This window comes from Pseudomonas sp. LAMO17WK12:I5, assembly GCF_900215165.1.
GTDB lineage: Bacteria > Pseudomonadota > Gammaproteobacteria > Pseudomonadales > Pseudomonadaceae > Aquipseudomonas > Aquipseudomonas putida_A.
Genome location: NZ_OBDS01000008.1, coordinates 12,781 through 25,028 on the forward strand (window position 1 = coordinate 12,781; position 12,248 = coordinate 25,028).

Sequence of the window (12,248 nt, forward strand, 5' to 3'; positions counted from 1 at the left end):
TTTTGCAAAATGATCACCCCGGAAAACCTGCACAAACAGCTCACCGTGGGCGAAGTCGCCGCGCGCAGCGGAGTCGCGGTCACTGCCCTGCACTTTTATGAATCGAAAGGCCTGATCACCAGCCAGCGCAATGCCGGCAATCAGCGCCGTTACCCACGGGCGGTCTTACGCCGGGTGGCGTTGATCAAGGTCGCGCAGCGTCTGGGCATTCCGCTGGCGGAGATTGGCGAGGCGCTGAAGAGACTCCCCGACGACCGCGCTCCGACAGCAGCAGACTGGAAAGTCCTGTCCGAACAATGGCGCCGCGAACTGGACGAGCGGATCAATCAGCTGACCTTGTTGCGTGACCGGCTCACCGGTTGCATCGGTTGCGGGTGTCTGTCGATGGAGGCCTGCCCGTTGCGCAATCAGGGCGATGTGCTCGGTGATCAGGGGCCGGGGGCGCACTTTCTGGACTGACTGCTCGTCGGGGAAAAATGCTGGCCGCGCAGACAGTTCTATAGTGAATCTTCCACAAATCCGGTGGAGCCATACCTCGCAAAACAAAAACAGGGAGAACGTCATGAGCGTCAAACCCATTCCCGAGGGGTATCACAGCATTACCCCGTACCTCGGCATCCTCAAGGCTGCCGAAGCCATCGAGTTCTACAAGAAAGCCTTCGGCGCGACCCAGGTCATGCGCCTGGACATGCCCGACGGGCGCGTCGGCCACGCCGAACTGCGTATTGGCGACAGCGCGATCATGCTCGGCACGCCGTGCGATCAAGGGCCGTTGAGTGGTCCGGACAATGCCGTGTCGGTCGGTCTGCATCTGTATGTCACTGATGTCGACAAGTCCTTTCAGCGGGCGCTGGATGCCGGGGCGAGTGCGGTGTCGGAGGTCAAGGATCAGTTTTACGGTGATCGCAGCGGGACGCTGAAGGATCCCTATGGGCACCTGTGGTTTCTGGCGACGCGCAAGGAGGATCTGACGGAAGAGCAGATCAAGCAGCGGGCGATGGAGATGTTCAGTCAGGGTTGAGATTTTCAGGGTTTGGGCTGGCCTCTTCGCGGGCAAGCCCGCTCCCACAGGGATCTCCGGTGTTTATACGATGGGTGTCACACAGAAAAACACTGTGGGAGCGGGCTTGCCCGCGAAGGGGCCAGCCCTGGCGACACACATCACACTTCATGAACCACCACACCACGCTTCAACCCTTGCCCCGAATGCCGAACACTTTCAGGATGCATTCCACCCGCACCTGAACAAGGATCAGCCCGATGTTTGCCGGATTCGTCAAAGACCAGCGCCACGTCAACGGTGTCGACATCGCCTATCGCCTCGGCGGCAGCGGCCCAGGGTTGTTGCTGTTGCACGGACACCCGCAGACCCACGTGATCTGGCACAAGATTGCCGAGCAGTTGGCGGAGCATTTCACCGTGGTCGCCGCCGACCTGCGCGGCTACGGCGACAGCGCCCGACCGGCTGCCGATGAACAACATCGTAATTACTCGAAACGCGAAATGGCCAGGGACAACCTCGAGTTGATGCAGGCGCTGGGCTTCGAACAATTTTCGATTCTGGCCCACGACCGTGGCGCCCGGGTCGGCCATCGCCTGGCCCTCGACCACCGCGTTGCGGTGCAACGGATGATGCTGCTGGACATCGCCCCGACCCTGGCCATGTACACGCAGACCAACGAAGCGTTCGCCCGCGCCTATTGGCACTGGTTCTTCCTGATCCGCCCGGCGCCGTTGCCGGAAACCCTGATCGAGGCAGATCCCGCAGCCTATCTGCGCAGCGTGATGGGCAGCCGCAGCGCCGGACTCGCGCCGTTCACCGAGCCAGCGTTCAGCGAATACCTGCGTTGCCTGCAACGTCCCGGCAGCGCCCGAGGCATTTGCGAGGACTACCGCGCCAGCGCCAGCATCGACCTGGAACATGACCGGGCCGACATCGCTGCCGGCCATCATCTTGACCTGCCGCTGCGGGTGCTGTGGGGTGCGCAAGGCACAGTCGGGCGCTGCTTTGACCCGCTCAAGGAATGGCAGCATGTGGCGAGCAACGTCAGTGGCAAGGCGCTGCCGGCCGGGCATTATCTGGCCGAAGAAGTGCCCGAACTGTTGCTCGCCGAAGCGCTGGATTTCCTGCGCTGAATCGAGCCCTGTACCGCCGATGCTATGCTGGCGGCTTGTGCCGCCAGTGCTCGTTCCCACATGTCCCAGAACCAAGACCCCGTGCCCCTGCCCGAAGACTTGCGCGTGCTGCTGACCGTGATCCGCAAGAACGGTTTCGCCGCCGCCGCTGATGAATTGGGCCTGTCCCCGGCCTACGTCAGCAAACGCATCCAGATTCTCGAATCGACCCTCGGCACCCGGCTGCTGCACCGCACCAGTCGCCGGGTGTCGCTGACCGAAGACGGCGAGCGGGTGCAGCGCTGGGCCTTGCGCATCCTCGATGACTTCCAGCAACTGCGCGACGACCTCGCCGACGCTCACGACAGCCCACGCGGGCGCTTGCACATCTGCAGCAGCTTCGGTTTCGGCCGCAACCATGTGGCGCCTGCGGTTTCGCGGCTGGCCGAGCTTCACCCGCAGTTGCAGATTCGCCTGGACCTGTTCGACCGCGCAGTGGACATCGTCAACGAGGGTTTCGATCTGGAAATACGCGTCGGCGACGACCTGCCCGGCCAGCACATCGGCCGGCAACTGGTGAGTAACCGCCGGGTGCTGTGCGCTGCGCCCGCATACCTTGAGCGCCGCGGCACACCGCAGACTCTGGACGATCTGCAACAACATGACTGCCTGGTGATCAAGGAGCGCGACAACGCTTTCGGCGTCTGGCATCTGGATCGCGACGGCACGCAGGAAAGCGTGCGGGTCAGTGGGCCGCTGTCTTCCAACAACGGCGAGATCGTCCTGCAATGGGCGCTCGACGGACGCGGCGTGCTGCTGCGTTCATTGTGGGATGTGAAACCGTTGCTGGAACAGGGCCGACTGCTGCCGGTGCTGGCCGCTTACAGCCAGAGCGCCAATGTCTGGGCGGTGTACCCGACGCGGCTGGCCAATTCCGGCAAGCTACGGGCGTGTGTGGAGTTTCTGCAGGGGCATTTCAAAGCACTGTCACTGTAAAAACAGCCTCCTGTGGGAGCGAGCCTGCTCGCGAAAGCGTCGGGTCAGACAATTGAGTGCTGGCTGAGACGACGCCTTCGCGAGCAGGCTCGCTCCCACAGGGTAAAAGGCGTGTCAGGTCAGCCATGGGTTGGCGGCCAGATGTTCGCGCTCGAACGCCTCGATCTGCTCACGCCGCTGCAAGGTACTGCCTATCGCATCCAGCCCCAGCAACAGTGCGGTCTTGCGCAAGCCGTCAATCTGGAAATCGATGACTTCACCGTCCGCCAGACGTATCTGCTGCGCCTCAAGATCCACATGGATCAGTGCCGTTTCAGGCTGACTCACCAACCGGCCAATGCGCTGCACCTGTGCCTCGTCCAGGGTAATCAGCAACACCCCGTTGCGCTGGCAGTTGTCGTAGAAGATCCCGGCAAAACGGCTGCCGATCAGCGCGCGAATGCCCATTTGCTGCAACCCCCACACCGCGTGTTCGCGGCTGGAACCGCAACCGAAATTCGGCCCGACCACCAGAAAGTTCGCGCCCTGCCAGGCCGGTTGGTTCAACACGAATTCCGGGTTGGGCGTACCGTCGGCAAGAAAGCGCAGATCGAAAAACAGTCCACGATCCAGTCCCTGACGATCGATACCCTTGAGAAACTGCTTGGGCATGATCACGTCGGTATCGACGTTGGCCGCGAGCAGCGGCGCGGCCCGGCCGCTGACTTGCGTGAAGGGTTGCAGGCTCATGGGCGTTCTCCAAAGTGGCGGATGTCGGTGAGGTGGCCGCTGATCGCGGCGGCGGCGACCATCGCCGGGCTCATCAGGTGGGTGCGCGCCCCGGCGCCCTGGCGGCCTTCGAAATTGCGGTTGGTGCTGGAGGCGCAACGGTCGCCGGGCGCGAGCACGTCATCGTTCATCGCCAGGCACATCGAGCAGCCGGACTGACGCCATTCGAAACCGGCGTCGATGAAGATCTGCGCCAGCCCTTCGGCTTCAGCCTGAGCGCGGACCTCACTGGAGCCGGGCACGATCATCGCCCGCACATGCCCTGCCACCCGCCGCCCGCGCACGACGCTGGCGGCGTCACGTAAATCTTCGATCCGCGCGTTGGTGCAGGAGCCGATAAAAGCGTGGCTGATGACGATATCGCGCAGCGCCATCCCCGGCTCCAGGCCCATGTATTGGAGGGCGCGGCGCATGTCCTGACGCAGGATCGGATCGTCGATGCGTTGCGGGTCCGGCACCTGCGCACCGATCGGCGCGGCCTGATCGGGGCTGGTGCCCCAGGTGACCATCGGCTCCAGCAGACTGGCATCGAGGTGGATTTCGCGGTCAAACACCGCGCCGGGATCGCTGCGCAGTTCACGCCATCTTTCCACGCCGCGCGCTAACAGTTCGCCTTGCGGTGCGCGGGGTTTGCCGTTGAGATAAGCAAAGACTTTTTCGTCCGGTGCCATGAAGGCGCCGCGTGCACCGGCTTCTACCGCCATGTTGCAAATGGTCATCCGCGCTTCGACGCTCAGCGCATCGATGGTCGATCCGCAGAACTCAATCGCATAGCCAGTGGCGCCCGACGCACCGATGCGGCCGATCAGCGCCATGATCACATCCTTCGACGTCAGCCCCGGCGCCAGTTCGCCATCCACCGTCACGCGCAGGCTTTTCAGGCGTTTGTAGACCAGCGTCTGCGAGGCCAGCAAGTGCTCGATTTCCGAGGTGCCAATGCCAAATCCGAACGCCCCCAGCGCACCGTACGTGGTGGTGTGGCTGTCACCGGCAGCGATGACCATGCCCGGCAGAATGAAGCCCTGCTCCGGGGCGATCACATGCTCGATGCCCTGACGTTTATCGAGAATGTCCAGCAGTTCGATGCCGAAGTCCCGGCAGTTCTCCGCCAGATACGACACCTGCCGCGCACCGCCGGCATCAGGCATCGCCGCCACCCGTTTGGGGGTGGTCGGGTTGACGTGATCGACCACCGCCAACGCCGTACCCGGCCGCCAGACCTTGCGCCCGGCGGCGCGCAGACCGCTGAACGCCTGCGGGCTGGTGTATTCGTTGATCACCTGGCGATCGATATACAGCAGCACATGGCCCTGATCGTCGAGGCGGCACACGGTGTGCGAATCGATGTGTTTGTCGTAGAGAGTTCTGGGGCTCATCAGGGCGCTCGCTCAAGGGAATGCGGTGCTTTCCATCATAGGGAGCGCTTTGATGGCATCAATTGGCAGGCAGTGAGAGCGGCGTTCATGAATCGTGTTTGATCGGCTGCTCACCGCTCCCACAGGGAGTTGGTGGTGACAGGGGGAATTGCGAAACATTTGCTTTCATATCGTCTTTCGGGATTTGTCCGGCTCATCCGTCCTATATAGATGCAGGCCGCTCGCACAGGCAACAGCCACGACCGCGCCTTTTGCGGACACCCGCGCTGCGAAGCCCGTAGCCGCGTGCCCTTTCATCGAAATCAAGACGCGCAATCATGTCGAAGAAATCCCGTTCCAAACTGTGGTTCCTGGTGCATAGCTGGCTCGCGCTGCCGATCTGGTTTTTTGTCCTGATCGTGTGTGTCACCGGCACGCTGGCGGTGGTCAGCCAGGAAATCGTCTGGCTGGCCAACCCGCAGATGCGCGCCAGTCAGCCGTCGGACGACGCGCCGCGGCTCAGTTACGATCAGGTGCTGGCCGCGATCAAACAGGCCGAACCGCAGACGCTGGTGGAAAGCATCAGCCGCCCCGACGAATCGCACTTCGCCCTCGACGTCGAAGTCAGCTACCCCGACGGCCGCTCGCAGACGGTCTACGTCAACCCGTACACCGGGGTGATCCAGGGCCCGGCGCCGGACTTCAACTTCAAGGAGTTCACCCGCGCCCTGCACGGCTGGTGGCTGGTGCCATTCACCAATGGTTTCAGCTGGGGCTGGTACCTGGTGTCGTTCCTCGGCCTGCCAATGCTCGCTTCGCTGGTCACCGGGCTGGTGGTGTACAAGCGTTTCTGGAAAGGTTTCTTCAAACCCACCCTGCGTTTTCGCCACGGTGCGCGGATCTTCTGGGGCGACTTCCATCGACTGAGCGGCATCTGGTCGATCTGGTTCATCGCGGTGATCTCGATCACCGGCACCTGGTTTTTGATCCAGGCCATTCTGGCCGACAACCAGGTCTCGATCAGCAGCGAGCCGATCATTCCCGCCATGTCCCGGGAAAGCGTACCGATGTCGAGCGACGCCAGTCCTCCCCCACGGATCAGCCTCGATCGCGCGGTACAGATCGCCGAACAGCACATCCCCGGGCTGGAGGTCAGCTTCGTCAGCCTGCCGGGCAATGCCTACAGCCACTTGAGCCTTGGCGGGCGCGGCTGGTACCCACTGATGTTCCAGACCGCCACGCTCAACCCGTACAACGGTGACATGGCCGCCACGCGACTGCTGACTGACCGCTCCTCGCTGGAGTTTGTCACCGAGTCGATGCGCCCACTGCACACCGGTGATTTCGGCGGTCTGTGGATCAAACTGATCTGGTTCTTCTTCGGTCTGCTGCTGAGCATGATGGTCCTCAGCGGCCTGTTGATCTGGACCAAGCGCACCGCGCTGGCCACCGCCAACGCCCTCAAGCGCGAAAATAAAAAGGCCCGCAGCCCCCGCGTCAGCCGTGAACCGGCGGAGGTCAGCCTGTGAGCCCGTCCAATCGCACTGCCCAACCGTCCGCCCTGCGCCGCTTCTGGCACAAATGGCGTTTTCATCTGAACGCCCTGTTGCTGCTGATTCCGTTGGGCTTCATGCCCAAGTATTTCGCCGATGCCGCGCTGTTTCGCGGTGACGTCGGCCTCGGTGAGCATGAGGTCGGCGAGATCCAGGTCGGCCCGTGGAGTCTGCGTCTGGCCGAACTGCGTAACGAAGCACCGCGCCTGAGTGGCCCCGCCGGCTACATGAAGGACTTCAATGCCGCCCTGTGCGATACCTGTGTCGAACAGGTCAAGGCCACCTACCTGCGCATCGGCAAACCGCGCAGCCTGCGCGCCGCCGGGGTGATTTTCTTTGGCACGCCGTATCGCATGGGCGCGCAATTGCCGGTGGCGGAAAAGACCAAAGCCGATGCCGAACTGTGGATCACCATGGAAGGCTGGGACGGCAGCATGCATCAGGCCTCGATTCCCCTGAGCCAGGCCTCCCCCGCCACCCTCGCCTGGCTGAACCAACAAGGAGCCAAACCATGAACCGCGTTCAACGCCCTTCCCGCCTGCAGTTGCGCGCCGCGTTGCTGATGCTGTGCGCAGGTTTCAGCGCCGGCGCCCTGGCCCATAACCCGATGTGCGAATGCAAAGCCGTCGATGCCGAGCAGATCAAATGCACCGGCGGCTTCTCCGACGGCAGCGGCGCGCCGGGGGTGACCCTCGATGTGATCGGTTACGACGAAACCATTCTGCTGCCGGGCAAGCTCGGCGCCGATTCGACCGTGACGTTCAAGAAACCGGCGGCCGAGTTTTATGTGCTGTTCGACGCCGGCCCCGGCCACGTCGTGGAAATCGACCAAGCCGACATCGAGGCCCCATGAGCACGCCCACCACGCAAGTCGTCCGCCCGGCCGGTGCCGGGCATGAAACCCTTAACGTTCTGCTGTTGTGCTTGCTGATCCTCGCGGTCGCCGGCTCGGTGGTGGCATGGCGCGGGGTGTCCCATGAACCGGAACCGGTTTCCAGCCATCAACTCGATGCGCGGCGCGACCTCAGTGCCGCCGAGCAAGGCATCTATGCCGACCTGCGGGTGACCCTCGATGAAATTCGCCTGCTGCGTGAAGAGCAGCAAAGCCTGCCGACGCCACAGACTCTGGCTGAAGAAGGCTTCGCCCCGTTCGCCCAGGACGCCAGTTCGGTCAGCCGTGGCGGGCATGCCTGGCAATTGCTGGCGGACACGGCCTATTTCGGCCACAGCCAGGTGCCCGCCGTCGCCGGTTCGTTCGTGATGCTACTGAGCGCCGACGCCACTGCCGCTCCGGACATCTGGCTCAACCGCGCCGCCGATCTGCAAACGCCTGCCGAGCTGACCGACGCAGCGCTGTCCGCCGCCGGCTGGAAACAGATCGTCGCGCAGTTCGATGCCGGCGTGACTCGCGAGCATCGCCACTGAACCTTCGCCTTCACCCGAGAGAAGACCGCTTGCCCATGCTTATTTCCCTGACTCGCCGTCCCCTCCTGCGCACACTGCTGTTAGGCCTGTGCGCGTGCCTGCTGAGCCCGCTGGCCAGCGCCGATCCGGGCAAACGCCTGCGCATCGGCATCACCCTGCACCCGTATTACAGCTATGTGGCGAATATCGTCGGCGACAAGGCCGAGGTGGTGCCGCTGATTCCCGCCGGCTTCAACCCGCACGCCTACGAGCCACGCGCCGAAGACATCAAGCGCATCAGCGGGCTGGACGTGATCGTGCTCAACGGGGTCGGTCATGACGACTTCGCCGACCGCATGATCGCCGCCAGCGAAACGCCGAACATCAAGACCATCGAAGCCAACGAAAACGTGCCGCTGCTGGCGGCCACCGGTACCGCTGCGCGCGGCGCCGGCAAAGTGGTCAACCCGCACACCTTCCTGTCGATCAGCGCCTCGATTGCCCAGGTCAACAACATCGCCCGCGAGCTGGGCAAACTCGACCCGGACAACGCCAGGACCTACACCCAGAACGCCCGCGCCTACGGCAAACGCCTGCGGCAGATGCGCGCCGATGCGCTGGCCAAACTGACTCAGGCACCGAACGCCGAACTGCGTGTGGCCACGGTGCATGCGGCCTACGACTATCTGCTGCGCGAATTCGGCCTGGAAGTGACGGCCGTGGTCGAACCGGCCCACGGCATCGAACCGAGCCCGAGCCAGTTGAAAAAGACCATCGACCAACTGCGCGAACTCGACGTGAAGGTGATCTTCTCCGAGATGGATTTCCCCTCGACTTACGTCGAGACCATCCAGCGTGAGTCCGGGGTGAAGCTGTACCCGCTGTCGCACATTTCCTATGGCGAATACAGCGCCGACAAATATGAGAAGGAAATGACCGGCAACCTCGACACCGTGGTGCGGGCGATTCAGGAGTCCGGGGCATGACAGCAAAAGAATCCCTCTCAGATGACTCCACCTCCCCTGTAGGAGTGAGCCTGCTCGCGAAAGCGTCCGGCCAGTCAACCACATCGTTGAATGACACACCGCTATCGCGAGCAGGCTTACTCCTACAGAGGGTAAGTGGGCCGACTCTGGATTTTGCGGGAGTCTCTCTGACCCTCGGGCGCACCACGATCCTCGACAACGTGACCTTCCAGGTTCAGCCCGGTCACGTCCACGCCCTGGTCGGCCCCAACGGCGGCGGCAAGAGTTCGCTGATCAAGACCTTGCTCGGGCAAATGCCGCATCAGGGTCAACTGAGCCTGCACTGGCCCGGCCAACCCGGCACCATCGGCTACGTGCCGCAGGCGCTGGAGTTCGATCGTGGCCTGCCGATGACCGTCGACGACTTCATGGCCGCCATGTGCCAGCGCCGCCCGGCGTTTCTCGGCTTGAGCAAGCACTACGCCAACGCCATCGGTGAGGCGCTGGAACGGGTCGGCATGCAGGACAAACGCAAGCGGCGCATGGGCGCTTTGTCCGGTGGCGAACGGCAGCGCGTGTTGCTCGCTCAAGGCTTGATCCCGGCCCCGCAATTGCTGGTGCTGGATGAGCCGATGTCGGCCCTCGACGAAGCCGGGATCCAGGTCTTCGAACGCCTGCTCGGCGACTGGCGCGCCGCTGGCATCACCGTGCTGTGGATCGAGCACGATCTGGAAGCGGTCAAGCGTCTGGCCGACCGGGTCACCGGTCTCAACCGCCGCGTGCTGTTCGACGCCACGCCGCAACAGGCGCTGACTCCGGAGCGTCTGCTGAGTCTGTTTTCCACCCATCCACGGAGCGCGGTCTGATGAGTTACGAAGCCTTTCGTTTGATGGTTCAGGGCTGGGCGTCGTCCGGTTACCTGCCGGAAGCGCTGGCCTACGGTTTTGTGGTCAACGCATTGCTCGCCGGCCTGTTGATCGGCCCGGTGCTCGGTGGCCTCGGCACGCTGGTGGTGGTCAAGCGCTTCGCGTTTTTCTCCGAAGCGGTCGGGCACGCAGCACTGACCGGCGTGGCCATCGGCATTCTGCTCGGCGAACCCTACACCGGGCCATACGGCAGCCTGTTCGGTTACTGCCTGCTGTTCGGCATCCTGCTCAATTACCTGCGCAACCGTACCGGCCTGGCGCCGGATACGCTGATCGGTGTGTTCCTCTCGGTGTCGCTGGCGCTCGGCGCGAGCCTGTTGTTGATTCTGGCCGGCAAGATCAACGTGCACATTCTGGAGAACGTGCTGTTCGGTTCGGTGCTCACCGTCAACGGCAATGACCTGCTGGTGCTGGCCATCGTCGGTTCGCTGGTCATGGCCCTGGCGCTGCCTTTGTACAACCGGATCATGCTCGCCAGTTTCAACCCGCAACTGGCGGCGGTGCGCGGCGTGGCGGTGAAGACTCTGGATTACCTGTTCGTGATTCTGGTGACGCTGATCACCGTCGCGGCGGTGAAGGTCATCGGCGCGATTCTGGTCGGCGCGTTGCTGGTGATTCCGGCGGCGGCCGCGCGTTTGCTCAGCCAGTCGCTCAAGGGCTTCTTCTGGTGTTCGGTACTGATTGCCACCGTCAGCACGCTGTGCGGGATCCTCGCGCCGATCGTCTTCGATCTGCCGATTCCGTCCGGCGCCGCGATCATTCTGGTCGCCGGCATCGCCTTCGCCCTCGCCGCCATTGCGCGCGGGGTTGTCCCGAGTCTGAAAGGGAACCTTGGATAAATGATCTTCTCACTGCGAAAACTGACCCTGGCCATGGCCCTGTGCGGCGTGGTCGGCAGCCCGTTGCTGGCGGCTGAAAACCCTCAACCGCTGCGCGTACTGGCCTCGTTGCCCATCACCTACGGCCTCGGCGAAGTGCTGCTCAAAGGCACCGACGTCAGCCTGGAACGCGCGGCCCCGGCGAATCTGCCGGGCAGCCGTCAGACCGCATACTTCACCGGTCGCGGCGCTCCGGCGCTGGGCAAACTGGCGAGCAATGCCGACGCGGTGATCGGCGTGCGCTCGCTGTGGGCCGATGATCCGCTGTACCCGATCGCGCGACGCAGCAACATTCGCATTGTCGAAGTCGACGCGGCGCGCCCGGTGGATGGCGCCCTGCCGGGGATCGCCGTGCAACCGGGGCTGAAGGTCGATGGCTTGAACAGTCAGCCATGGCTGGCGAGCAACAACATGGGACGGATGGCTGATGTGATCGCGGCAGACCTGGTGCGTCTGGCGCCGTCGGCCAAACCGAAGATCGAGGCCAATCTGGCGGCGCTGAAACAGCGCCTGCTCAAGCTCAGTGCCGACAGCGAAGCGCGTCTGGCTGAGGCTGACAACCTCAGTGTGCTGAGCCTCAGCGATCACTTCGGTTATCTGATCGGCAGCCTCAATCTGGAGCTGATCGGCCAGGACGCGCGAGCAGATGCCGAGTGGACAGCCGAAGATCTGAAGAAGCTCACGGCGACGCTGAAGGACAACGACGTGGCGCTGGTGCTGCATCATCGTCAGCCGTCGGAGGCTGTGAAAGCGGCGATTGCCGAGTCGGGGAGTCATCTGCTGGTGTTGAGTACCGATGCAGCGGACCCGGTGGCGGAGCTGGAGGGGAATGTGGATTTGTTGCTCAAGGGGTTGAGCGGGGCGTAGCTTCAGTTACACCGCGTTATCGTTCTTCGCGAGCAAGCCCGCTCCCACAGGGGGGTTGTGTGCAGCGCAGATCCAATGTGGGAGCGGGCTTGCTCGCGAAGAGGCCCGCCAGAACAACACCATTGCGAGCAATGAAAAAACCCGCTGCCTGTCACCAGTCCAGCGGGTTTGTTTTTGCCTGGCAGATTACTGAGCAGCCGCCTGCCCTTCCATCTTCTGCCGCAGGCTCAGCGGACGCATGTCGGTCCAGACTTCTTCGATATAGGCCAGGCATTCCTTCTTCAGGCCGCTCTTGCCCACGGTGCGCCAGCCTTCCGGCACGGCTTTGTAATCCGGCCAGATCGAGTATTGCTCTTCGTGGTTGACCACGACCTGAAAGAGGATGTCCTCGCGGTCGAATACTGACGTCATGCTGGTTCTC

Annotated in this window: 15 protein-coding genes; 12 read left to right on the forward strand and 3 right to left on the reverse strand. The window is 63.2% G+C overall.

Features of this window, described 5'->3' with window-relative positions; translation table 11 throughout:
* Positions 1-9 precede the first annotated feature (9 nt).
* The 4 genes from soxR (at position 10) to CRO59_RS15150 (ending at position 3,111) form a co-directional block, all read left to right on the forward strand.
* Complete coding sequence (soxR, locus tag CRO59_RS15135) at positions 10-459, forward strand: redox-sensitive transcriptional activator SoxR (RefSeq protein WP_097088235.1); 450 nt, start codon at positions 10-12, stop codon at positions 457-459.
* Positions 460-562: 103 nt separating this feature from the next.
* Positions 563-1,021 carry a VOC family protein gene (locus CRO59_RS15140; protein WP_097088236.1) on the forward strand — a complete coding sequence of 153 codons (459 nt, stop codon included), beginning with the start codon at positions 563-565 and terminating at the stop codon, positions 1,019-1,021.
* 239 nt (positions 1,022-1,260) lie between these two features.
* A complete protein-coding gene (locus CRO59_RS15145; RefSeq protein ID WP_097088238.1) occupies positions 1,261-2,136 on the forward strand; it encodes an alpha/beta fold hydrolase in 876 nt (291 codons plus the stop codon).
* 24 nt (positions 2,137-2,160) lie between these two features.
* Positions 2,161-3,111, forward strand: a complete 951-nt coding sequence (locus CRO59_RS15150) for a LysR substrate-binding domain-containing protein (protein ID WP_097088240.1) — start codon at positions 2,161-2,163, stop codon at positions 3,109-3,111.
* Between the two features lie 114 nt (positions 3,112-3,225).
* On the opposite strand, the gene leuD is transcribed toward CRO59_RS15150, so the two are convergent.
* A complete protein-coding gene (gene leuD / locus CRO59_RS15155; protein WP_097088242.1) occupies positions 3,226-3,840 on the reverse strand; it encodes a 3-isopropylmalate dehydratase small subunit in 615 nt (204 codons plus the stop codon).
* Positions 3,837-5,255: a 3-isopropylmalate dehydratase large subunit gene (gene leuC / locus CRO59_RS15160; RefSeq protein ID WP_097088244.1), complete on the reverse strand. Its 1,419-nt coding sequence runs from the start codon at positions 5,253-5,255 to the stop codon at positions 3,837-3,839. The genes leuD and leuC overlap by 4 nt, the downstream gene beginning before the upstream one ends.
* A 317-nt stretch (positions 5,256-5,572) precedes the next feature.
* Here leuC and CRO59_RS15165 point away from each other — a divergent pair, with 317 nt between their 5' ends.
* Genes CRO59_RS15165 through CRO59_RS15200 form a run of 8 tightly spaced genes read left to right on the forward strand, consistent with a single transcriptional unit; the run spans position 5,573 to position 11,827 of the window.
* Positions 5,573-6,763, forward strand: coding sequence for a PepSY domain-containing protein (locus CRO59_RS15165; protein WP_097088246.1), 1,191 nt, complete (start codon positions 5,573-5,575; stop codon positions 6,761-6,763).
* Positions 6,760-7,302: a thiamine pyrophosphate-binding protein gene (locus CRO59_RS15170; RefSeq protein WP_097088248.1), complete on the forward strand. Its 543-nt coding sequence runs from the start codon at positions 6,760-6,762 to the stop codon at positions 7,300-7,302. The genes CRO59_RS15165 and CRO59_RS15170 overlap by 4 nt, the downstream gene beginning before the upstream one ends.
* A complete protein-coding gene (locus CRO59_RS15175) occupies positions 7,299-7,640 on the forward strand; it encodes a hypothetical protein (RefSeq protein ID WP_097088250.1) in 342 nt (113 codons plus the stop codon). Before CRO59_RS15170 ends, CRO59_RS15175 begins: the two co-directional genes overlap by 4 nt.
* A complete protein-coding gene (locus tag CRO59_RS15180) occupies positions 7,637-8,212 on the forward strand; it encodes a DUF6162 family protein (protein WP_097088252.1) in 576 nt (191 codons plus the stop codon). The genes CRO59_RS15175 and CRO59_RS15180 overlap by 4 nt, the downstream gene beginning before the upstream one ends.
* A gap of 35 nt (positions 8,213-8,247) precedes the next feature.
* On the forward strand, positions 8,248-9,177 hold the full coding sequence (locus tag CRO59_RS15185) for a metal ABC transporter substrate-binding protein (protein WP_097088254.1): 930 nt from the start codon (positions 8,248-8,250) through the stop codon (positions 9,175-9,177).
* Positions 9,174-10,022, forward strand: coding sequence for a metal ABC transporter ATP-binding protein (locus CRO59_RS15190; RefSeq protein WP_097088256.1), 849 nt, complete (start codon positions 9,174-9,176; stop codon positions 10,020-10,022). Before CRO59_RS15185 ends, CRO59_RS15190 begins: the two co-directional genes overlap by 4 nt.
* Positions 10,022-10,921 carry a metal ABC transporter permease gene (locus CRO59_RS15195; protein ID WP_003226663.1) on the forward strand — a complete coding sequence of 300 codons (900 nt, stop codon included), beginning with the start codon at positions 10,022-10,024 and terminating at the stop codon, positions 10,919-10,921. The genes CRO59_RS15190 and CRO59_RS15195 overlap by 1 nt, the downstream gene beginning before the upstream one ends.
* Positions 10,922-11,827 (forward strand): metal ABC transporter solute-binding protein, Zn/Mn family, encoded by a 906-nt coding sequence (locus tag CRO59_RS15200; protein WP_097088257.1) that lies wholly within the window; start codon positions 10,922-10,924, stop codon positions 11,825-11,827.
* Positions 11,828-12,013: 186 nt separating this feature from the next.
* Here the strand turns inward: CRO59_RS15200 and CRO59_RS15205 are convergent, their stop codons facing one another.
* Complete coding sequence (locus CRO59_RS15205) at positions 12,014-12,238, reverse strand: MbtH family protein (protein ID WP_003226665.1); 225 nt, start codon at positions 12,236-12,238, stop codon at positions 12,014-12,016.
* Positions 12,239-12,248: the final 10 nt, after the last annotated feature.